At 61.7% G+C, this 20565-nt stretch carries 22 protein-coding genes and 2 pseudogenes; 17 read left to right on the top strand and 7 right to left on the bottom strand.

The features are described from left to right. The first annotated feature begins 158 nt into the window (after positions 1-158). The 3 genes from EK373_RS20200 to ubiV are packed head-to-tail and all read left to right on the top strand — an operon-like array spanning position 159 to position 2886. Positions 159-878 (top strand): Crp/Fnr family transcriptional regulator, encoded by a 720-nt coding sequence (locus EK373_RS20200; protein WP_129645494.1) that lies wholly within the window; start codon positions 159-161, stop codon positions 876-878. A 50-nt stretch (positions 879-928) separates the two neighbouring features. Next, complete coding sequence (gene ubiU / locus EK373_RS20195) at positions 929-1945, top strand: ubiquinone anaerobic biosynthesis protein UbiU (RefSeq protein WP_129645493.1); 1017 nt, start codon at positions 929-931, stop codon at positions 1943-1945. A gap of 5 nt (positions 1946-1950) precedes the next feature. Beyond that, a complete protein-coding gene (gene ubiV / locus EK373_RS20190) occupies positions 1951-2886 on the top strand; it encodes a ubiquinone anaerobic biosynthesis protein UbiV (RefSeq protein ID WP_198683461.1) in 936 nt (311 codons plus the stop codon). Between the two features lie 73 nt (positions 2887-2959). Here the strand turns inward: ubiV and ubiT are convergent. After that, positions 2960-3205: pseudogene (gene ubiT, locus EK373_RS34330) on the bottom strand (ubiquinone anaerobic biosynthesis accessory factor UbiT); the annotation flags it as partial. A 158-nt stretch (positions 3206-3363) separates the two neighbouring features. Here ubiT and EK373_RS20180 point away from each other — a divergent pair. The 7 genes from EK373_RS20180 to EK373_RS20150 all read left to right on the top strand — a co-directional run bounded on the left by EK373_RS20180 (position 3364) and on the right by EK373_RS20150 (position 9039). Then, positions 3364-4845: a UbiD family decarboxylase gene (locus EK373_RS20180; protein ID WP_129645491.1), complete on the top strand. Its 1482-nt coding sequence runs from the start codon at positions 3364-3366 to the stop codon at positions 4843-4845. Positions 4846-4911: 66 nt separating this feature from the next. Next, entirely contained in the window at positions 4912-5478 is a 567-nt protein-coding gene (gene fabA / locus EK373_RS20175; protein WP_129645490.1) for a bifunctional 3-hydroxydecanoyl-ACP dehydratase/trans-2-decenoyl-ACP isomerase, read from the top strand. Then, entirely contained in the window at positions 5478-6686 is a 1209-nt protein-coding gene (gene fabB, locus EK373_RS20170; RefSeq protein ID WP_129645489.1) for a beta-ketoacyl-ACP synthase I, read from the top strand. Before fabA ends, fabB begins: the two co-directional genes overlap by 1 nt. A 123-nt stretch (positions 6687-6809) precedes the next feature. Then, positions 6810-7592 carry an FTR1 family iron permease gene (locus tag EK373_RS20165; RefSeq protein ID WP_129645488.1) on the top strand — a complete coding sequence of 261 codons (783 nt, stop codon included), beginning with the start codon at positions 6810-6812 and terminating at the stop codon, positions 7590-7592. 50 nt (positions 7593-7642) lie between these two features. Further along, the gene (locus tag EK373_RS20160) at positions 7643-7960 is read left to right on the top strand and encodes an HPF/RaiA family ribosome-associated protein (protein ID WP_129645487.1); all 318 of its coding nucleotides are present in this window, start codon (positions 7643-7645) and stop codon (positions 7958-7960) included. Between the two features lie 437 nt (positions 7961-8397). Next, positions 8398-8697, top strand: coding sequence for a hypothetical protein (locus EK373_RS20155; protein WP_129645486.1), 300 nt, complete (start codon positions 8398-8400; stop codon positions 8695-8697). A 78-nt stretch (positions 8698-8775) separates the two neighbouring features. Next, positions 8776-9039, top strand: a complete 264-nt coding sequence (locus EK373_RS20150; RefSeq protein ID WP_129645485.1) for a DUF6522 family protein — start codon at positions 8776-8778, stop codon at positions 9037-9039. A 254-nt stretch (positions 9040-9293) separates the two neighbouring features. Here EK373_RS20150 and EK373_RS20145 read toward each other — a convergent pair whose 3' ends face one another. Next, positions 9294-10658, bottom strand: a complete 1365-nt coding sequence (locus EK373_RS20145) for a serine hydrolase domain-containing protein (protein ID WP_129645484.1) — start codon at positions 10656-10658, stop codon at positions 9294-9296. Positions 10659-10850: 192 nt separating this feature from the next. On the opposite strand from EK373_RS20145, the gene EK373_RS20140 reads away from it, so the two are divergent. Next, complete coding sequence (locus EK373_RS20140; protein WP_129645483.1) at positions 10851-11162, top strand: hypothetical protein; 312 nt, start codon at positions 10851-10853, stop codon at positions 11160-11162. Positions 11163-11460: 298 nt separating this feature from the next. On the opposite strand, the gene EK373_RS20135 is transcribed toward EK373_RS20140, so the two are convergent. Next, the gene (locus tag EK373_RS20135; protein ID WP_129645482.1) at positions 11461-12390 is read right to left on the bottom strand and encodes a MerR family transcriptional regulator; all 930 of its coding nucleotides are present in this window, start codon (positions 12388-12390) and stop codon (positions 11461-11463) included. A 160-nt stretch (positions 12391-12550) separates the two neighbouring features. On the opposite strand from EK373_RS20135, the gene EK373_RS20130 reads away from it, so the two are divergent. The 3 genes from EK373_RS20130 to EK373_RS20120 all read left to right on the top strand — a co-directional run bounded on the left by EK373_RS20130 (position 12551) and on the right by EK373_RS20120 (position 13902). Beyond that, positions 12551-12778, top strand: a complete 228-nt coding sequence (locus EK373_RS20130) for a DUF378 domain-containing protein (RefSeq protein WP_129645481.1) — start codon at positions 12551-12553, stop codon at positions 12776-12778. Between the two features lie 102 nt (positions 12779-12880). Further along, positions 12881-13345: a fasciclin domain-containing protein gene (locus EK373_RS20125; RefSeq protein ID WP_129645480.1), complete on the top strand. Its 465-nt coding sequence runs from the start codon at positions 12881-12883 to the stop codon at positions 13343-13345. A gap of 17 nt (positions 13346-13362) precedes the next feature. Beyond that, positions 13363-13902: a fasciclin domain-containing protein gene (locus EK373_RS20120; RefSeq protein ID WP_198683460.1), complete on the top strand. Its 540-nt coding sequence runs from the start codon at positions 13363-13365 to the stop codon at positions 13900-13902. Positions 13903-14673: 771 nt separating this feature from the next. On the opposite strand, the gene EK373_RS20115 is transcribed toward EK373_RS20120, so the two are convergent. Next, positions 14674-15825, bottom strand: coding sequence for a cytochrome P450 (locus EK373_RS20115; RefSeq protein ID WP_129645479.1), 1152 nt, complete (start codon positions 15823-15825; stop codon positions 14674-14676). A gap of 244 nt (positions 15826-16069) precedes the next feature. Further along, positions 16070-16435 carry a hypothetical protein gene (locus tag EK373_RS20110; RefSeq protein WP_129645478.1) on the bottom strand — a complete coding sequence of 122 codons (366 nt, stop codon included), beginning with the start codon at positions 16433-16435 and terminating at the stop codon, positions 16070-16072. Between the two features lie 375 nt (positions 16436-16810). On the opposite strand from EK373_RS20110, the gene EK373_RS20105 reads away from it, so the two are divergent. From EK373_RS20105 to azu, 3 genes are all read left to right on the top strand, one after another. Next, complete coding sequence (locus EK373_RS20105; RefSeq protein ID WP_129645477.1) at positions 16811-17104, top strand: hypothetical protein; 294 nt, start codon at positions 16811-16813, stop codon at positions 17102-17104. A gap of 132 nt (positions 17105-17236) precedes the next feature. Next, a complete protein-coding gene (locus EK373_RS20100; RefSeq protein WP_198683458.1) occupies positions 17237-18424 on the top strand; it encodes an NnrS family protein in 1188 nt (395 codons plus the stop codon). 106 nt (positions 18425-18530) lie between these two features. After that, on the top strand, positions 18531-18995 hold the full coding sequence (gene azu / locus EK373_RS20095) for an azurin (RefSeq protein ID WP_129645475.1): 465 nt from the start codon (positions 18531-18533) through the stop codon (positions 18993-18995). 62 nt (positions 18996-19057) lie between these two features. On the opposite strand, the gene EK373_RS20090 is transcribed toward azu, so the two are convergent. Then, positions 19058-19711 (bottom strand): hypothetical protein, encoded by a 654-nt coding sequence (locus EK373_RS20090; protein ID WP_129645474.1) that lies wholly within the window; start codon positions 19709-19711, stop codon positions 19058-19060. A gap of 205 nt (positions 19712-19916) precedes the next feature. Further along, positions 19917-20509 (bottom strand): annotated as a pseudogene (locus EK373_RS34325) (TAT-dependent nitrous-oxide reductase); the annotation flags it as partial. Positions 20510-20565: the final 56 nt, after the last annotated feature.

Here is a 20565-nt window from a genome sequence, read left to right as displayed (position 1 = left end):
TCAAAGATCACTCTTGCGATAATTCGAGCCGTCGAATGGGGCCTGAGTGAGTGTAGGTCGCACGATCGATGTGCCACTTGATCTAGATCAAGGCCGGTGGCGAGGTACGCTGTGTATAACGCTCGCACACCCTTGACGGATATCAAACGAAAATCGCCGTGAGCACCCTCCGACGACGACTACCGATGGATGGGCAGGCCGTGGGACCGATCGCCTGTGGCTCCTGTGATCTGAATGAGGTCTGTCGACTTTGCGGGTTGATCGCGTTCGAGACCGGCGCCGCCCGGCAATCGAGCGGCGCATTGCGCACCATCGAACCGGGGGCGTCGCTGTTCCGTGCCGGAACGCCTGTGCATAGTATCTATGCGATCCGGCAAGGCATGGTCAAAACCGTAAGGGTGACTGAGGAAGGCGACGAAGCCGTACTGGCGATTCACACACCGGGAGAAGTGCTCGGCCTCGAAAGCTTCGGCTCGGGCACCTACGCGTGCGACACGATCGCACTCAGCCGCGTTGTCTGTTGCGAGTTGCCGTTGCCGATGCTGGGCGAGCACAGTGCTCGGGTCCGCCAGCTCGGTTCGGCGCTGTTGCGGCTGCTCAGCCGTGCAGCGGTACCGCGCGACCATCCCGCACGCGGGCCGGTGCGCCAGCGAGTCACGACGTTCTTGCTCGACCTCGCACAGCGGCTGTCACAGCGAGGCCTGGACGGTCATCGGTTCTCGCTCGGCCTGAGCCGGCAAGAACTGGCGAATCTGCTCGACACGCGCGTCGAAACGGTCAGCCGTCTGATGCAGCGGCTGCATCGAGAGCGCGCGATCCATGTCGAAGGTAACCTGGTGACGGTCCTGGCACTCGCATCGAGCACCCCCACTCATTGAATTGACCTGAATCAAGGAACAGCCGCTGCCGGCGCGATAACGTGCGTGGGATGCAAGTCGAACCATCCTCACGCGTCGAGCTGGTCTGCCCGGCGGGTTCCCTCCCCGCGCTTCGTGCCGCTGTCGATCATGGCGCCGATGCGGTCTACATCGGCTTTCGCGGAGAAACCAATGCACGAAATTTCCCGGGCCTGAATTTCAGCATCGATGACGCCGCGACCGGCATCGAACATGCGCACCTCTCGGGTGCGCGCGTGTTCATTGCATTGAATGTCTATCCCATGCCGAAGTCCTGGGCGGCTGCGACCGCCGCTGTCGACGCTGCCGTCACGGTAGGCGCGGATGCCTTGATCCTGGCCGATCCGGGACTCATGAAATATGCACGTGAGCATCACCCGCGCCTGCGGCTGCATCTGAGCGTGCAAGGCTCGGCAACGAATTGGCGCGCCATCGAGTTCTATCGACGCCAGTTCGGCATCCAGCGCGCCGTGCTGCCGCGAGTCCTCTCCGCGACGCAGGTCGAACGCTTGATCGGGCGCACGCCGGTGGAGATCGAAATATTCGGCTTCGGGAGTTTGTGCGTCATGGTCGAGGGTCGCTGCGCACTTTCTTCCTATGCCACCGGTCACTCCCCCAACATGCAAGGCGTCTGCTCGCCGGCACAGGCCGTGCGCTGGGAAGAAACGCCCGAGGGACGCCAGTCGCGCCTGAACGGCGTGCTCATCGACCGCTATGCGCCGGGCGAGGCCGCCGGTTACCCAACATTGTGCAAGGGCCGCTTCCGTGTGAATGATGACGTGTTCCACGCGCTCGAGGAACCCACGGCACTCAACGCGTTGGACGTATTGCCCCGACTGATTGCGGCCGGCATTCGCGCAGTGAAGGTCGAGGGGCGACAGCGCTCACCGGCATACGTGGCACAGGTCACGAGAGTCATGCGGCGTGCCCTGGATCACTGCCTTGATGGAACGAGCGCCGCCGTGCCCCCCACCGTCACCGATGCACTCGACCATCTGGCCGAAGGCCGCACGCATACCCTCGGTGCCTACCACCGCCCCTGGCAATGAGACCGATGTTGAAACTCTCCGTGGGACCCATCCTGTATCTCTGGGAGCGAGGCGCGGTGCTGCGCTTCTACGAGTCGCTGTGCGAAGCGCCAGTGGACATCGTGTATCTCGGCGAAGTCGTTTGCAGCAAGCGCCGTCTACTTCAGAAAGAGGAATGGCAGAGCGTGGCTGGGATGCTGCGCTCCGCCGGGAAGCAAGTTGTGATCTCGACGCTTGCATTGATCGAGGCGGAATCGGAGCTCGCCACGCTGGCTCGCATCGCGGAGAGTGCAGACACACTTGTCGAAGCCAACGACTACGCGTGCGTGGAATACCTCGCAGGCCATCCTTTCGTGGCTGGCCCTCACCTGAATGTTTACAACGAGGCCACCCTGAACTTACTCGCGCGACACGGCGCGCAACGCTGGGTTGCGCCGGTCGAGCTGCCGCTTGCGATCGTCGCGGCACTCGCGGAGCTGCGCCCGCCGAACCTGCAGGTCGAAATGTTTGCTTACGGGCGCCTACCGCTCGCCTTTTCGGCGCGCTGTTTCACGGCGCGGTCCCAACGTCGCGCCAAGGATGATTGTGAGTTCATCTGTGCGGCGCACCCCGATGGCACGACCGTGTACACGCGCGACGGGCAGCCTTTTCTCACCTTGAACGGTATCCAGACACAATCGGCCGCGACACAGAACCTGCTGCCGCATTTACCCAAGCTGCGCAATGCGGGCGTCGATGTGTTGCGGCTGTCGCCGCAATCGCGCGACTTCCCAGAGATTGTGCAGGCGTTTCGCGCGGCCGTGCTCGGCGACAGCAGCGCTACGCTCCCCTCCTCCTTTCTTCCCGGCGGCTACTGCGATGGCTACCTGGACGGCGCAGCCGGGATAGCGCACGCAGCGAACGAGCGGCCGACATTGCCTGCATCGCGAGCGCTGCCAGCGGCCGCGGCAGCGTCGAGTTGACGTGTCCATCGAAATCGTATTCCCAGCCATCCAGCAGATTCTTGAGATGAAGACCGGTTTCCGTTTCTCCCCCCACCACCAGGCGGCGCTGAAAGAACAATGTGTCGGGATCCTCCTGACGCAGCGCCAGGGCCGCGAAGTCCGTCGTCGCCCCTCGCATCGTGACATGTGGTTCCGCCCGCGAAGCACACAGTCCGAGATTCGTGATCTCGAACGTCAAGGCGACCGGCACATCCTCGATCTCGAGGCGGAAGCGGCGCCCGGACAACTCGACCAGGCGATCTGCCATCGGCTGCCCTCGCAGCAAGTGATTCACCATCGTCGTTACGACGCGCGTGGTCAGCGGCTGAGGAACGATTCGCAGAATACGGCACGCGAGTCGGGCGGGATGCAGCATGCGTGTCTCCAGCAGTCGAAAGTCCCCTTCTGCCACATCGATGAGCGCAGTCTCTTGATCCGCGTCAAACGGATCTCGCAATGAGCTATCCGAGTCTGCGCGACTTCCTTGCGCATCTGGAGCAGCGCGGCGAACTCAAGCGCGTGCCGTTCACGGTCGACCCGCGCTTCGAAATGACCGTGCTTTGCCAGCGAAGCTTGCGTGCCAGCGGCCCTGCGCTCTGGTTCGAGCGACCGCAGGGTCATGACATGCCCGTGCTCGGCAATCTATTCGGCACGACCGCCCGGATCGCCGCCGCGCTCGGCTACGACGATGTGCGCCAACTGCGTGAGCTCGGTGAGGTGCTGAGCTTCTTGCGGGAGCCGCAGTGGCCGGACCGGCCGGCCATGCTGTTGGAAAAGTTGCCAGCCTTCTTGCCGCTGCTCAAAGCGACACCCCGCGTGACGTCGGGGCTCGACTGCGTCGATCGCGTGCTATCCGGTCCCGAGGTTGACCTCACGCGCCTGCCTGTCTGGACGTGCTGGCCCGAGGATGCCGGGCCGCTCATCACCTGGGGTCTCGTTATTACTTGCGGCACGCGCAAGCCTCGGCAAAACGTCGCGCTCTATCGGCAGCAAGTGATTGGCCGCAACCGCGTGATCATGCGATGGCTCACGCACCGAGCCGGCGCCCTGGATTTTCGTGACTGGCAGAAGACGCATCCGGACAAGCCATTTCCGGTGGTCGTTGCTCTTGGTGCGGATCCCGCGTTATTGATCGCTGCGACCGCGCCGATTCCGGACAGCGTGTCCGAGTTCCAATTCGCGGGCCTGCTCCGTCGTCGCCGTAGCGAAGTCTTCCGCACCCGTGTCGGACTGGATGCGCCTGCCACCGCAGAAATCGTTCTGGAAGGTCACATTGCACCCGGCGACACAGCGCTCGAAGGACCGTTCGGCGATCACACCGGCTACTACAACGACCAGGCACATTTTCCGGTGCTCACCGTCGAGCGCATGACGCTGCGGCGGGATGCGTTCTATCACGGCGGTTACATGGGCCGCTCGCCGCTGGATGAGCCCTCGATGCTCGCGATGTCGCTGAACGAAATGTTCGTGCCCATGCTCCAGCGCAGCTTTCCGGAGATCGCGGATTTCTATTTGCCGCCGGAGGCCTGCTCCTATCGACTCGCGGTCGTCAGCATCCGCAAGGCGTACGCGGGCCATGGTCGGCAGATCATGCAAGCCGTCTGGTCCTACTTGCGCCAGTTTCTATATATCAAGTTCGTGATCGTGACCGACGAGGACATCGACGTGCGCAACTGGCAGGAGGTGATCTGGGCCATGACCACTCGGGTCGATCCGGCGCGCGATTCACACCTCGTGCGACGCACGCCGATCGACTACCTGGATTTCGCAAGCCCGATTGCGGGGCTGGGCTCGAAGCTCGGCATCGACGCCACGAACAAGTGGCCTGCGGAAACACGGCGGCGCTGGGGCCGGCCGTTGGCGATGAGTCCCGAAGTGACGCAACGGGGCAATGCGCTTTGGCAGCAATTGCAGATGGAGACAAGCCCGCGTCGTTGACTAATCGGGGCTTGCCTTGATCTGAATCAAGACATCGATCCTACACGCGCGCTCTAATCAAGTCCTATGCAGCACCAACCCATCGCCCGCCGCGACATCGGCGCAGCCCTAGGCCAATCCTCATTCAATCGCGAGGAGCTCATCGCCTGCGGCGAAGGTGACTTGTTCGGTCCGAACACGCCCCGGCTGCCGATCGGGCCGATGCGGATGGTTGATCGCGTCACCCACATCGCGCAATCGGGCGGTGCTTACGGTCAGGGCGAAGTGCGCGCCGAGCTCGACATCGATCCGTCACTCTGGTTCTTCGACTGTCACTTTCGCGGCGATCCGGTGATGCCAGGCTGCCTGGGCCTCGATGCGATGTGGCAACTCATCGGATTTTATCTCGCCTGGGATGGACATCGCGGCTTGGGTCGCGCGCTCGGCGTGGATCAAGTGCGCTTCTTCGGACAGGTGCTGCCGCAGGTACGCCGGGTCACGTATCAGATCGATATCAAACGCGTCATCGCGCGCAAGCTCATCATGGTGACGGGCGATGGTTCGCTGAGCGCCGATGGCGAGAAGATCTACACCGCGCAGGGTCTGCGCGTTGGGTTATTCAAAGACGGCATCATCCGCGGCGGGGTCGCCTGATGCGTCGGGTTGTCGTCACTGGAATCGGCATCGTCTCCTGCCTGGGCAACGATCTCGACACTGTCAGCCGCGCCCTCGCCGAAGGCCAATCAGGCATCCGCGCGATGCCGGGGTATGCGCAGGTCGGCTTGCGCAGCCAGATCGCCGGCATTCCGCAGATCGATCTGGAGGCGCTGGTGGATCGGCGTGACCGGCGCTTCATGGGGGATGCGGCTGCGTTTGCCGCTGTGTCTCTCTCTCAAGCGATCGCCGATAGCGGGCTCAGTCCGGACGAGGTGAGTCATTGCCGAACGGGCCTCATCGCCGGCACCGGCGGCGGCTCCCCAGCGAACGTCGTCGACGCGGCAGATACATTGCGACAACGAGGTGTCCGAAAGGTCGGCGCCACCCGTGTGCCGCGAACGATGTGCAGCACCGTCGCGGCTTGCCTTGCCACCGCCTTTCACATCAAGGGCGTGAGCTACTCGATTACCTCGGCCTGCGCGACGAGCGCTCACTGCATCGGTGCGGCGGCCGAACAGATTCGCTTCGGTCTGCAAGACATCATGTTTTGCGGTGGCGGCGAAGAGGAACATTGGTCTCTCACGGGGCTGTTCGACGCAATGGGCGCGTTATCGGTGTCGCGCAATAACACCCCTGAACGCGCATCGCGTGCCTACGACGAGCTGCGGGACGGATTCGTGATTGCCAGCGGCGGCGGCATGCTCGTTCTGGAATCGCTGGAACACGCGCAGGCACGCGGGGCGCGCATCTATGCCGAGCTCGTGGGCTATGGCGTCACGGCCGACGGCCACGACATGGTTCAGCCGTCCGGCGAAGGCGCCGCGCGCTGCATGCGGCAAGCACTGGCACACGTGCGTCGCCCCGTCGAATATCTCAACACTCACGGCACTTCGACGCCGCTGGGTGATGTGCTCGAGCTGGAAGCCGTACGCTCGGTGTTCGGAGAGGGCGCTCCTCTCATTTCTTCGACCAAGTCGCTTTCGGGACATTCCCTTGGCGCCGCAGGCGTGCAGGAAGCCATTTATTGCCTGCTGATGATGCGAGACGGTTTCGTTGCAGGGTCCGCGAACATCGAGCAACTGGACGCCGCGTGCGCGCGCTTCCCTATATTGCAGGAAACGCGGCAGCTTCGGGTCGATACCGTGATGTCCAATAGCTTCGGCTTCGGGGGTACCAATGCCTCGCTCGTATTCCAGCGCCCTTAAAGCGCGCCGCACTCGATGGCAAAGGCCGCACGTGGCGACGGCTCTTTTTTTGGTTTCGCTCGTGATAATGATTTTTGTTTCGGTCCTCGACCGGACCCGCTGACTTGAGGAGGTGGCTGTCTCATGTTTAATGCATTCATGATCACGCTGCGTGAAGGTATCGAAGCCTTCCTGATCGTCGCGATCACACTCACGTACCTGCGCAAGACCGGTCGAGAAGCGCTCGGCCGGGCGGTTCACCTCGGTGTCGGCGTGGCCCTCCTCGCCAGTTACCTCGCCTCCTTGCTGTTCGCGCAAGCGGAGAATCAGCCGCTATGGGAAGGTGTCCTCGCCTTGTTCACGGCCGTGCTCGTGGCGACCTTCACCGTGCAAGTGCTTCGCACCTCGAAGTCCATGAAGCGTGATATCGAGGGGCGCATCGAGCAGGCAGCGCTACAAAAAGGCGCCTGGGCCTTCATGGGCGTGTTCGCCTTCACCGTGCTGATGATCGCCCGTGAAGGGATGGAGGCCGCGTTACTGCTGTCAGCCACCTACGTGCAGACATCGACGCGCCCGTTCTTCTTCGGCGGAATGCTGGGACTGGTGGCGGCCTCGGTGCTGGCGATGCTGTGGGTCAAGCTCGGTCATCGCATCAATCTCGTGCGATTCCTGCAAGTGACCACCGTCTTCCTGCTCGTGTTCGTTGTGCAGCTCCTGGTCTACGGCTTTCATGAGCTCACCGAATCCGGCCTGCTGCCCATCAACAACGGCTACTGGCACATGGTCACCGAGCCGTATGGACCGGAAGGTTTGTATGGACAGTGGCTGACCTACGCAATGATTCTGCTGCCACTGAGCTGGCTCGTGTGGACCTCGATGCAGCCAGCGCGGCACGCCCGCGGCTTGCAGCTGCCTTCTCACCAATAGCAAGAGTGCGCCCTCGCCGACCTGTCAGTTCTTTCGATGGAGGATGAAAGATGCATCAGCTGGTACAAGTCCCCGTCCAAGTCACTTTTCGGCACATGGAGCCGTCGGAAGCCGTGCGTGGTCGCGTGCTCGACCTCATGCAGCGTCTTCAACGATTCCACGGACGCATCACCCGGTGCCAGGTGGTCGTCGAGGCGCCCGCGAAGCATCAACGCCACGGGTCGCCCTTTGTTGTGAAGATCGACGCGCAGATCCCCGGCGACGCACTGCATGTGCATAGCGAACGACTCGCAAGAGAAACCCATGCCGACGTGTATGTGGCGCTGAGCGACGCGTTCGACACCCTGAAGCGAAAGCTATGCCAATGACTCCGGCCCTTCGTCGTTGCACCTGGAACCGAGCTGGGTTCTGCGCACCGGCGCCCTCGGAGAAGAGCCTCTGCCAGCTTGACTTTGGGCTGGCTGATGGGAGGCGAAGCTCATTGAGTTTCGGTCCGTTGCACAGCCCTGACCACCTGATCTGGATCAGTGCGCGCCGAACATTCGACATCTATGCTCCGATCATGCAGAGACGAAAGATTCGAGCGTCGGCAGCACAAGAGGGGCTGGAAATGACTAGAGCGACTGTAACGATTCTGCTTGCATGCGCGCTCTCAACCGCGAGCCTCGCGACATCCGCCTCCGACCAGCTGTCGACGTCCGCGACGACTCACGATGTGCATGAGGCTCACAGCTCTGGCCGCGACACTACAGTTGCGCGGCCTGACGGTGAGCGATGGCCGACGGACGAGCCCCTGCGTATCGGCATGTCGCGAATCCAAGCGGCTGTCGAGCAGCCCAGTACGTCATCACCTCTCTCGCGCGAGCGCTCCCTGGCGCTCGCCCGCACCATCGAGCAGAACGTCACGTACATCATCGAGCATTGCAAACTCCCGCCGAAGGCGGATGCAGCGCTGCACATGCTGATCGCCCGGGTACTGGCGGCTGCCCGTCAGTTGCAAGAGGATTCCTCCTCCGACGCCGCGCTCGCGCAAATCCTCAGCACTCTGCATGACTATCGTGACGCCTTCGATCACTCGCCGGCAGCCTCCTCGCATCGGCATTGACTGCGATCGCTTGCCTGCTCACGCATTCACTCTGCCGAGTCGGGGTCCGAGAGAGGCATCAGACGGAGATTATCGACAATGACCGCAGTGGTACTTGAAGACGGTGAATTCAGCGTTGATGCAGCGGAGATTGCCGAGGGCCTCCGTATCCATCCCACCCAGGTCCTGGCGGGCATGCGTCGGCGAAGAATCACGAGCTTATGTGAGCGCGGCGTCGATGAGGACGCAGGTCGCTACAGACTCACATTCTTCTACGCGCGACGCCGATTTCGCCTGGTCGTGGACGAGGCCGGGACCATCATCGATCGTATGGTCGAGGATCGACGTAACCGCAGCCGTTGACGGCTGAATGTATCGCGAAGTCGAGCAGGTGACCTGCTGGTCACGCTTGGTAGCTCTGCCTCCTCATGGTCTGACGGCTCCGCAGGTTTAAATCCTGTCACCCCGACCAAATTTTGAGTTTCGCCGATTTTTCGGTCGATACTCAGCGGATGCGAACTATCGAGCCTGGGGTGCGGATCCTTACACTGACATTGCGACTCCGCGAAGCTGTGCCACCGCGCGCATCGCCATCGCCCGGCCGAGCGGCTCATCGCTCATCGAGACTTCAAGTACGCTGCCACAGCTCGAAAGGCTGGGAGCGAAGTGGGATCGATCAACGGATTTTGCGCCTTCGGGAACGATGCGAAGCGCACCAGCACCATCTGCGCCGACGGATCTACGTAGATCGTCTGCCCATGCACGCCGCGGGCAGCGATGACGCCGTCCTGTCCGGGGTACACCCACCACATGCTGGTGTAGCTCCCACCCACGAGCGCCGGATACGCAGTGCCGAACTTCGCGGGATCGCCGCCTGCACGAATCTTCTGCACGACCTCGGCCGGAAACAGCCGCTCACCATTGATGACACCCTCATTCAGCATCAAGAGACCCAACCGCCCGAGATCTCGCAGCCCAGCGCTGAGACCACCTCCGGCGTAGGGCACGCCCTTGGCATCGACCGTCATATACGCGTCCTGTTCCGCACCCATCGGGCGCCATAACCGCTCGGAGGCGAGATCGGTCACGGCCTTGCCGCTGATGCGCGCGATGATCCAACCCAGCATGTCCGCGTTGACCGTCTTGTAGTGGAACGCTTCGCCATGCTTGCCCTCCGGCTGAACCTGCTGCAGATACTCCCAATAGCCATTGGGGCCTTTGTACCCCTTCGGCTTCGGCAGAGGGCTGGCGGCGGCCGAGTAGACCCAGATGTCGGCATTAGGGTCCGAATAATCCTCGGAGTAGCGAATGCCCGTTGTCATGTCCATCACCTGCCGCACCGTGGCAGAGGAAAACGCGCTTTTACCAACCTCAGGAACGATTGCGGAGACGAGGGCCTTGTCGTCGAGCTTCCCTTCCACGACCAGGATTTCGGCCAGGAGACCGGTCACCGATTTGGTCATCGACATGGCCGCATGTTTGCCGGCCTGGTCGAGACAACCGAAATAGCGTTCATAGACGACCCTGCCCTTGTGCAGGATCAGCATACCGTCCGTGTAGTTCGCATAGAGCGACTGTTCCCACGTCATCTCCCTCTCGCCGCCGATCGGCAAGAAGCGCAGTGCGTCGATCGCTTCCCGTTCGTGCGCCAGTGCCTGCGTCACGACATATTGAAGCGGAACAGCGGCATGCAGTCCTCGACTGACTTCCTCCGTCGGCAGGAGCTCACGTAAATGGCACACCGACCAGCGCAACTTTGGAAAGCTGAAATAGACGGAATCGGGCTGAGTGATGATCTTGTCTTCAGGAGGGGGAAAACCCTGCATCCACCCGAGCACCTTAGGATCGGATTCCTGCGCCGACAAGGCATGCGGCGCAGCAGATGGTCCTGTTGCCGACTGGGCGTTGCCCCCAGATGACGATACTAGTGTCACGGCGATACCCGTTGCCACACCAACGACGCGAGAGGCTGAAGACTGCATGGGCACACTCCTGCTTTGCGCGAAGCATTCCTGCCCACCCACTACCGCTCCGTGTACCCGGGGAAGAAACATCACACTTGGGGTAAGGAGCGTGTCTGGATTGAGGGCGTTGTACTCCAGAACGACACCGTGCACTAGAGTGTTCAATCACTCCACGTACCTTCCACCCTCCCCTGAGTGCGACGGCACGCAGTGAGCAGCTTCAGCGAGCCGCGCACCTTCCGCCGTGATGACCTCTACTGGACTGGAAGCATTGTCGTCAGCTTCACGATTGCTGCCGACGGATCAATCAAGGATGCGCAGGCGCGGGTCAACGAAGAAGTACCAGCCCGCTTCTATCGCTTTGGATACGCCATTCAACCTATCGAGAACGCCTTGCCCGCGGCTCGACAGCGGGCTGAGGAACGAGCGAAACAGGGCGCCCTCCAAACGGTCATTACCGCGCGCTATCCCAGCAGAGCTGCTGCGTGCCGGGGCGAGTTGAATCGTCGCGGCAATCACTAAGCCGATAGCAATCAGACGTCGTCTCGATTTCAACACCTCGTGCGCTCCTTCCGCTCGCCTGCAACACGCAGACCGCAGCGTGACCAGTTCTACTCACGCCAGAGCATGACCGTGCTGATACGCGCCTGGAACAAATGTTCACTGCATTCGGTGGTGTCCCGCCGAGATGCCCTTCGGTCAGATGAAGGCGGTAATTAGCAAAGGGCGAGCGGCGGCAAGCTCCTCGATGCGGGCAGACAACTCGTCGAGGTCGCTTTGAGCGCGCTCACATAAACGATCCCATGCCTTAGTCTCCCACTCACGCATCAGCCTGTTTCGCCAGGGCCGCCGCAATCCTGTCTAGCGCCGCGGGGACATCCGTGCCGAGCGGCTCGGCGCCGCTGGCGACGATCGCGTCGCGTTCTCGAATCGATGCCACACCACCGACAAAAACCGGCGCCTGCGCAGAATTCACCATCAACGGGAGTTCTCGCGTCAAGACCTCGCGCGACGGCGTCACCGTCGCTGACAGGACGATTGCCTCGCAGCGGCCCCGTTTCGCAGCCTCGGGCAGCTCCGACAGGGGTACGTTCGCCGCCAGCATGACGACCTGCATCCCGCGGTCGACGGCAAGCAGCGCGAACATCAGCAGGCCTAACTCGTGCTGCTCGCCCGGGAGGCATGCCACGAGCAAGCGGCAGCCCTGGCCCGTGCGACTGCGATGGTGAAAGCGCGCACCCAGCTTGTTGCGAAGATAGGCCGAAAAGAAATGCTCTTCCGCGATGCCGCCCTGACCGGTCTCCCAGCGACGGCCGAGCTCACATAACAGCGGCAGCAGCAGCCGGTCGGTGACCAGCGGCATTGGATGCAGCGCGAGCGCCGAATTGTAGACCTCCTCCACCTCGTCCTCGTCGAAGCGGCCGATCGCGCCCACGATGCGCTGCAGATACCCGTCCCACAAGGAACTGCGCGCACGTTTGTCAGCTTGCGCGGCGCCGGCAAGTGCGAGCGCAACCCGACCGATTGGGATCCCCTGGTCGAGCAGGCCGACGATGCGGTGGATCAGCTCGATCTCTTCGCGCCGGTACATGCGCTGCCCGCCGTCAGTGCGTACCGGCTTGACGAGTCCATAGCGCCGCTCCCAGGCACGCAGCGTGATGGCATTGACGCCGGTGAGATCCGCGACCGTGCGGATCGGGAACAGCTCGTCCCCCGCGGTTGCTCGGGTTTGCCTGCGGGTACTAGGCATCGCTTGGCTCCAAGGTAAAATTTCGATTCATAATCTATACCGAACCTATACATCCGACAACGCTTCGCGGTATTTGCCCTACTTAATCTAGTTTCAACCTTATACGGAACTTATCCAAACAGCGAGAGTTGAGTGCATGATCCATCACCGGAAACCTTCTATGAAAACACTCAATCTCATCACGCTCATCTTGATCATCGTCGGCGGGCTCAACTGGGGCCTGGTCGGCATCGCTAACTTCGACCTGGTCGCGGCGATCTTCGGCGCAGGCTCCGGGCTATCCCGCCTGGTGTATGCGCTAGTCGGATTGTCGGCGCTTTACCAGATCGGCCCGCTGCTCAAGGCTTTTCAGTTGGATGAGCCTCGCGCAGAAGCGGCGCGACGCTAGCGATCGGCGGTCCGCTGCAGCGTGCATGCATGCGGACTGCCAAGACCTGCGACTTAGCGAACTGTTGAAGCCACACCATTTGAACCCCCTAGGAGTCACTCCATGAACTCGATTACACGCATGTTCGCGGGCGCCGCCCTCGCGCTCGCCTCCTCAGCTGCTCTCGCCGCCGACCTGGTCGAGACCGCCGCCTCAGCCGGTCAATTCAAGACGCTGGTTGCCGCGCTCCAGAAGGCGGATCTGGTCGACACCCTCAAGGGCAAGGGCCCGTACACGGTGTTTGCACCGACCGACGCCGCCTTCGCCAAGCTGCCGCAAGGCGCATTGGAGGATTTGCTCAAGGACCAGGAGAAGCTCGCGGCTGTTCTTACGTATCACGTCGTCCCGGGCGAAGTAATGTCCGCCGACGTGAAGCCCGGGAAGGTCAAGACCGTGCAGGGTCAGCCGCTCACCGTCGCCATGAACAACGGCGGTGTGACGGTAAACGATGCGCGTGTCATCAAGACTGATATCACCGCATCGAACGGCGTGATCCATGTCATCGACTCGGTCGTTATGCCGGATTAACCAGAGGAGTTAGCGCTATGAAACGTTTGACACATGTCGCGCTCGCGACGATGGCTGTTGCCACGGGTTTCGCTAGCACCGCTTCGGCTGAGCACCCGCAGCCGCAGGGCGCCGTCAGGCCGGCATTCACGCAGGTGCAGCGGGTTGATGGAACGATCGTCGACGTAGCGGTAGGCAATCCAGCCTTCTCAACGCTGGTAACCGCGTTGCAGGCAGCCGATCTGGTGACGACCCTGCAAGGTCCCGGGCCATTCACGGTCTTCGCACCGACGAACGAGGCGTTTAAAAAGATCCCAGCCGGCGTCCTTAATTTCCTGCTCGCCGATCAGGACGCACTTACTGACGTGCTGCTGTACCACGTGGTGCCCGGCGTGAGGGACCTGCGGTACCAGTTTTCGCCACGCGATCTGCGGACCGTCCAGGAGCAAGACGTCTATGTCGACCGCGAGCGCGACATACTCCAGATCAACAACTCGCTGGTGTCGGGTCAGGTGATTCGAACGGACAACGGCATCATCTATGTCGTCGACAGCGTGTTGTTACCGCAGTATCGCTAGCAACCAGTGACGAGTTCCGTAGCGACTCGCCAGGACTCCCGCCGACTATAGGACGAGCTCGCTTCGGCGGGAGTCCCTCAGGGGCCGCTCCGTGCAGCCATGGCAGATGGCCGTGTGCAAGGGCGGCATCAAGCAGCAAGGGCTTACCTCCGGGGAGGTCTCAAGTATCAGTTCAATCTGCAATCGCTGGGGTGGGAACGGCAATCGCAGGCTGTGCAAGCCGCCGGCACTCGCATCGAGCAGGAGCTCCAGTCTCTTGTGCTGCCGCCCTCGACGCGCCCGCGCGGCTATGCGACGTTGTGAAGAATCATCACCAGTCGCCGCGGTAGTAACTGGTCCAACTTCAGACCGCCGTCGGAAGATGTCCGCAGGCATCTGGTCAGTCGATGCGGGGTCTGTGGCGACACGGGCCTTCGGACTGCCCCTTGTCTGCCGCAGCATTGCGCAGCTCCCGGCGCCCCGGCGATGTATCTGGCGGCGCGAACCATAAGCCGGAGCAAGCCACGTTAGTAGCCGCTTGTTAATCAGCTCCCTCGCGCAGGCAAGCTACTTAAACCGCACCCGCCAAGGGGTCGCAGATAGAGCACATATCGAGTCACACCGAGCATCTCTATCTGCGGTGGGCCGCACAAGGAAAACCGGTAAATACGTGTGTAAGACGTCCGACGTACCGGTGAGCGGCCCCGAGCGAACTTCACTTGCGCCGGAACGTGCCCGTGCAAATTACCCACACCGGGATGATCTCCAATCGTCCGAGAATCATCGGGCACACTATCTCTTCGTCACTCGCACGGTATACGCGCTGAAGCCACTCGCCGGGTAGACCGCCCTGATAGGGCGCGAGCTCGTACTCGGCGTCAGTTCTACGGAGGCGAGCAGTTCTTCCATCAGCACGCGCAATTCAAGCCTCGCGAGAGGCGCGCCCGGACAAACGTGCAGCCCCGCCCCATACAACAAGTTAAGCGCCGGATTCCGATCGAGCCTGAACTCGTCGGGATGCTCGAAGGTACTCTCGTCGCGATTGGCCGACGCCCACATGAGCGTCACGCGCTCACCGGCCTCGATCTCACAGCCGCCGATCCGCACGCGGTGCCTCGTACGCCGGCGTGAACTCACGAGCGGGCTGCCGATTCGCAGGATTTCCTCGATCGCCGCCGGCAGCAGCGACGGCTGCGCTCGCAGCAACCGCTGCATCGATGCATGCTCGGCCAAGAACGCGATCAGGATGCCGATGCAGGTGGAAATCGTCGCAAGCTCCCCGACCGTCCAGTTGCGCAGAATGCTCACGATTTCCTGATCGTTCAGCGTGCGATCGCCGAGCCGCTCGCGCAATAGCTCGCTGGCGACATCGCATCCCTCTGAACCCGTCGTCCGCCGCTCCTCCAGCACTGCGCGAATGTGTCGATCGAATTCGAAGGCGACGGCGGACATCGCGTCACGATCACGGCTACGTGTCGCTGCATGGTTCTTCCGCACCCAATCCCGCAATGGGCGGTGCAAGTCCGCCGGCCAGCCCAAGAAAGCACACTGGGACTGAAGCGCGAACTCAGGGGCGAACTCCGCCATCACATCTAACTCGCCGTTGATCGGCAGAGCCTGCACCGCCTGCCGAGCGATCTCCTGGCATCGCGGCTCGAGCGCCTCCATGCGATCGATCGAGAAGTAGCGATCGATGATGCGCCGATACTCAGTGTGCTGAGGCGGATCTATGCCATTCGGAACGGAAAGGTGCGCTGACACCATGTTGCTGAACATTGCGTCATCGGTAAGCGCGCTCACCACGTCTCGATGGCGAAATAAGGACCATCCAAGGGCGTCGCTGTAAGCGACTGGACAGCGGCGTCGCTGGTCGTCATATCCGGCGCTCTGGTTTGCCGAGGCGGCCGACGAATACGGATCCCAATCAGGCTGAGGCTGCGTCATGGCTGAAGCTAATGCTGATGCTGAAAAGACGGGGCCGCTCAAGGGGCCAGGGAATGAACTTCATTGTGAGGCGAACGCTCGTGCGAATGCCGGATGCACTCGTCTGCAGCGAGCACGGGATCGCGTTGTACATGTTCTAAGCGGGTCAGCTTGCGCGTACCAGCAAGGCTTCGCTCGCGCCGGTGGACTTGCGGAACACCATCGCGCACGCTGCGATGAGGGTCGAATCTCAAGCCTCTCGACGCTAGCCTCCGACGGTTACGCGGATATCCGCTTTCGAGAGGTAATTGTCGATCGGCGGGCTATCGAGAACAGTCACTTTGCCGCGACGGCTCGCAATACATCGCGCCTGTGCGAGTACGTCGCCACTGCGAACCTCGCGGGCCGTGAGCGCGATGGTGTATGTCTCTGGAGCGTACACGTAGTCGAACACGTCCACCGGATCCGAAGGCTTGATGACCTGCACGATACGATTTTTGGAGAGGTACGCCTCAACGAACGACTTGACGCACACATCCACGGCGGCACTCGACGGGTCCGCATGGGAAACCACGGGGGCCGCCAGGAATGCGAGCGCGGCAGCGACACGGAATGCTCCTCTGGTATGCACGGCTCGTCTCCTCGATGACTCTTGTCCTCGTCATCATTGTGACAAGCCCGATACAACATGCCTTGACCTGGATCAAGCAGACCTCCAACTTGGATCGGCAAGATGCCGGTCGTCCTGCCTTCCACTGCTCGTAGCGGGTGTGCGTAGCGGTCGCATCGGGATGACCGTCGCGGATTCGCCGCGATTGGCCCAGCTGGATTCGGCCACATAGGCAGCCTCATTGCCGATGCCGCTCGAACACTTACGGGGTTGGAACTTACCTGACACGAGGAATCCCGAATGGCCGTGCCGCGAGTACGCCTCGCACACTTTTACGCTATGCACATATCCATCCTTCTGCCTGAGACACATTCTTTTCGCGATCTGGAGCAAAGCGTGTTTGCGTTTACGAACAGGCTCAGCGGTTACTGCGGTTCGATCGAGTCCTGCGGGGTCGTGATCGAAAGTTCCACGGCCAGCGAGCGGCAGCAAGCGGCCTTCACCGTGAAAGCGGCGCTGAAGGTCTTCGGCGAGACCGTTGTAGTGACGGGTAAGGCGTCTGCCGAGCGGCGTGAAGATGCGATGGCAAAGGCGCTCGATGACGTCTTCGGTCAAGCCTCGCGACGGCTCGAAGCGATCGGCAATGCGCACGTCGGCTGTGGCTGTGGACGCGATTCGGCGTGTGGATGACTTAAGGCGAAGTGGCCTGATCTAGGTCAAGGCACTTCGCGCCGACTAACAGCAAGCTGGCGCCATGGAGCACCGATCCTGCCTTCCTGGCAAAGCGCCGGCGCGCTGATGCACACCACAGATTCTGCTTCCGTGACCTCATCCCGGCCGCGGGGCTTCGCCCTGTTCGCTTATGGCTTTCGTCCGTTTTATCTATTGGCTGGCATCTACGCACTCATTGCGGTCCCCGTTTGGTTGTGGGTGTATTCGCAAGGCATGGTTGCGTTGCCAGGTCTGCCACCGCAGTTGTGGCATGGTCACGAAATGCTCTACGGATTCGTCGGCGCGGCGATCGCGGGATTTCTGCTGACTGCCGTCCCGAGTTGGACCGGGTCACGCGGATTCGCCGGCTTGCCATTGATTCTGGTGGTTACGCTCTGGCTCGCGGGACGCTGTGCGATGGCCGCCGCCGCCTTCCTGCCGACGTGGTTGATGGGCGCCCTGGAGCTCGCGTTCCTTCCTGTGGTCGCCGTGTTGCTGGCTCCGCCGCTGCTACGTGCACGCAATCGCAATACACCCATGCTCGCGGTCATCGCCGTGCTCTGGCTCGCCGATCTGGCGTTCGTCATGGCGATGCGTTCCGAAGATGCGTTGATCGCTCAGCGCGCGTTGCACCTCGCCATCAACTTCGTCTTGATCCTGGTGACCGTGATCGGCGGTCGCATCGTTCCCTCCTTCACGGCGAATGCGCTGCGACGGCATGGCGAAACGACAGAGCTTGTGCTGCGTCCTTGGCTCGATCCGGTGGTCATCACCGTGATGATGACGATCACGCTGGTCGATGCAGTGTGGCCGAATTCATCACTAAGCGGCGTTCTGGCGGCGATCGCTGCCGCGGCACACGCGCTGCGGCTATCGGGGTGGCGTGGCGGGCGCACTTGGCGCGAGCCGATCGTATGGATCCTGCATGTCGGGTACGCCTGGTTGCCAATCGGCTTGGCCCTCAAGTCGATCTGGGTGTTCATGGGAGCGGCTTGGAGTGCGCAGTGGCTGCATGCGCTCAACCTCGGCGCGTTTGGCACCATGATTCTTGCGGTCATGACGCGTGCGTCGCTCGGCCACACGGGACGCCCGCTCGTTGTCACTCGCACCACTGCCCTCTCTTATCTCGTCCTCACCGCGGCGGTCGTGGTTCGAGTGTTCGGTCCTGCATTGGGTGTCGCTGACTATCGCCACATCCTGCTCGCCGCAGGTCTGCTCTGGAGCGCGGCATTCTTACTGTACCTCGTCGTTTATGCACCCATCTTTTTGCAGCCCCGGCTTGACGGCAAATCGGGCTAAGCGAGCAGTGTTACTTTCGCAATTGATCGGCGGTTGTTCCTTGAAAGCCGGTCGTCCACGCCGGAAAATCCGTCCGCATGTCCCATCGCATCAGCAGGTAATCCCAATGACAATCTCAAGAGCTCTCGCATCCACCGTTCTGCTCGGCGCGCTCAGCGTCTTCGCTCCGCTCACTCACGCCGCCAAGACTTGCGAGCTGGCCATCGAAGGCAACGACGCCATGCAGTTCAACAAGCAGTCGCTGGCCGTGGCCGCCGATTGCACCGAAGTGAAGCTGACTCTGAAGCATTCGGGCAAGCTGCCTGCCGCCGCGATGGGCCATAACTGGGTGTTGGCGGAAACGTCGGTGTTCCAGGCGGTCGCCACCGCCGGCATGTCGGCCGGTTTGCCGAACAACTATGTGCCGAAAGACGACAAACGCGTCCTCGCGCACACCAAGGTCATCGGCGGCGGTGAAAGCACCAGCATCACGTTTCCGACCTCGGGCTTGAAGAAAGGCGGCGATTACACGTTCTTCTGCTCGTTCCCCGGCCACTGGTCGGTGATGAAGGGCAAGCTGACCTTCGGTTGATAGCTTCGATTGCTGATTGAGAGGAAAGCTGGCGCGAGCGGCGTGGCTGCTCGCGCCTCACCTCAACCGGGACATCGCACACATTCGATACGACGAGCCAGAAACTCGAAGTATCGGTCGATGTAACTCACGCCGTTCTCCTCATCCAATAAGAACGGATTCATGATCGTATGCCTCAGCACCAACAGGCGCGCAGTCGCGTACTCCACTACCGGAACGGTGCGATGCAGCTGTTCCAACAGCTGCGGCACGACCTCGGGATCGAGCATATCCAGGCGCAGGCTGGTCGTGGACCCGAAGAACTCACGTATCTGCACCGGCGCGTGAGGATCGATCCTCATCTCCTCGTGCAGCCGGTGCACGAGCTCATTTGCGAGGTCGATTGACGAATTCCCGACGAGATTGAATGCCAGGCAGACCAGATTCGAGTCGGGCATGAACGGCAGGCAAACATGAGTGTGCCTGGCACACTCCTTTATGAAGCGCTGCGCACGTGAAACGAACGCTTCGATGGCGCGCAGGCTTTGCGCAGGCAGGCGCCCGTAATGTGCGTAGTCGAGCGGGAGCACTCGGTGAGTCACGTACACCGCAGCCGCCATGGCACCGGGTTTGGAGCCCTCCGGAACATACCGCCCGAGTTGCCGATAGCGGCTCAGATAGTCGCGCGGCGGATCATTCGCGAATACATAGTCGGCCTCGATGGCGAGCAACGACATGGGCCGGTGATCCCGGCAGATGAATGCCCCGGCGCCGTAGAGCATGTAGCCCAACTTGTGTGGATCGATCGTGATGGAGTCGGTCTGACTGAGCGCCGAGATCGCGGCATAGGTGCGCGAGGATGCGAACTGCTTGAACTCTGCCGCGACACTCTCGCGTGAGCGCAGAGTACCGTCGACGTGGCGAAATAGGGTTGCTAGATAGCCGCTTATCGGGAAAGATGCCGTGGAACCCCTGCACATTCGGCAGCTCGGTGATCTTGTCGCACTCCATCGTGTCGAGACGCACGCGCGCAATGCGGCCGTGGATCTTGTCGTTCACGAACAGGTACCGACCGTCATAAGTGCCGTCGGTGTAGGACGGATGCACGTGATGGGTATCGCCGGTCCAATACTTCAACGTGCCGTCCGGATGGGTCCCCATGATCTGCTTGGATTCATTGGTGATGCCCCAGCCGACCAAGCAGTCGACATTGAACACCGGAATGCGCTTCAGCAGTCGACCGGAAGGCAATGCATAGACGCGCACCTCGCCCGAGTGACCGTCGCTGGAGAACGCGAGTACTCATCGAGTTGGCCCGGGTGGACCTCATACTTGCTGTAATCGATCGCAGCGTCGGCATCGGCCGCCGGCGTGGCGCTGCCACGCTCACCCTCGGATTTGCAGCCCGCAATGCCGAGCGACATGCCCGCCGGGCCCGCAAACGTGGCGGTGTTCAAAAATTTCCTGCGCCCCAGGTCATCCAGAACGGGTGTCTGGGTCGGTTTGTTTGCTTGGTCACGTTGTGTTTTTTCCAGTGAAGGACGTTAAGTCCGAAAACTGGCGCATGGTAGAAAGATCGGAGGGGCACGTA

The organism is Peristeroidobacter agariperforans, assembly GCF_004138335.1.
In the GTDB taxonomy this organism is placed as follows: domain Bacteria; phylum Pseudomonadota; class Gammaproteobacteria; order Steroidobacterales; family Steroidobacteraceae; genus Steroidobacter; species Steroidobacter agariperforans.
Note: the sequence above shows the minus strand (reverse complement) of the source record. Positions and strands in the feature narration are given on the sequence as shown.

Bases quoted from the DNA above. Each gene is read 5' to 3' on its own strand.
- ubiU (WP_129645493.1), top strand. From the start codon at position 929: ATGCAAGTCGAACCATCCTCACGCGTCGAGCTGGTCTGCCCGGCGGGT.
- ubiV (WP_198683461.1), top strand. From the start codon at position 1,951: ATGTTGAAACTCTCCGTGGGACCCATCCTGTATCTCTGGGAGCGAGGC.
- EK373_RS20180 (WP_129645491.1), top strand. From the start codon at position 3,364: ATGAGCTATCCGAGTCTGCGCGACTTCCTTGCGCATCTGGAGCAGCGC.
- fabA (WP_129645490.1), top strand. From the start codon at position 4,912: ATGCAGCACCAACCCATCGCCCGCCGCGACATCGGCGCAGCCCTAGGC.
- fabB (WP_129645489.1), top strand. From the start codon at position 5,478: ATGCGTCGGGTTGTCGTCACTGGAATCGGCATCGTCTCCTGCCTGGGC.
- EK373_RS20165 (WP_129645488.1), top strand. From the start codon at position 6,810: ATGTTTAATGCATTCATGATCACGCTGCGTGAAGGTATCGAAGCCTTC.
- EK373_RS20160 (WP_129645487.1), top strand. From the start codon at position 7,643: ATGCATCAGCTGGTACAAGTCCCCGTCCAAGTCACTTTTCGGCACATG.
- EK373_RS20155 (WP_129645486.1), top strand. From the start codon at position 8,398: ATGTCGCGAATCCAAGCGGCTGTCGAGCAGCCCAGTACGTCATCACCT.
- EK373_RS20150 (WP_129645485.1), top strand. From the start codon at position 8,776: ATGACCGCAGTGGTACTTGAAGACGGTGAATTCAGCGTTGATGCAGCG.
- EK373_RS20145 (WP_129645484.1), bottom strand. From the start codon at position 10,658: ATGCAGTCTTCAGCCTCTCGCGTCGTTGGTGTGGCAACGGGTATCGCC.
- EK373_RS20135 (WP_129645482.1), bottom strand. From the start codon at position 12,390: ATGCCTAGTACCCGCAGGCAAACCCGAGCAACCGCGGGGGACGAGCTG.
- EK373_RS20130 (WP_129645481.1), top strand. From the start codon at position 12,551: ATGAAAACACTCAATCTCATCACGCTCATCTTGATCATCGTCGGCGGG.
- EK373_RS20125 (WP_129645480.1), top strand. From the start codon at position 12,881: ATGAACTCGATTACACGCATGTTCGCGGGCGCCGCCCTCGCGCTCGCC.
- EK373_RS20120 (WP_198683460.1), top strand. From the start codon at position 13,363: ATGAAACGTTTGACACATGTCGCGCTCGCGACGATGGCTGTTGCCACG.
- EK373_RS20115 (WP_129645479.1), bottom strand. From the start codon at position 15,825: ATGACGCAGCCTCAGCCTGATTGGGATCCGTATTCGTCGGCCGCCTCG.
- azu (WP_129645475.1), top strand. From the start codon at position 18,531: ATGACAATCTCAAGAGCTCTCGCATCCACCGTTCTGCTCGGCGCGCTC.
- EK373_RS20090 (WP_129645474.1), bottom strand. From the start codon at position 19,711: ATGTCGTTGCTCGCCATCGAGGCCGACTATGTATTCGCGAATGATCCG.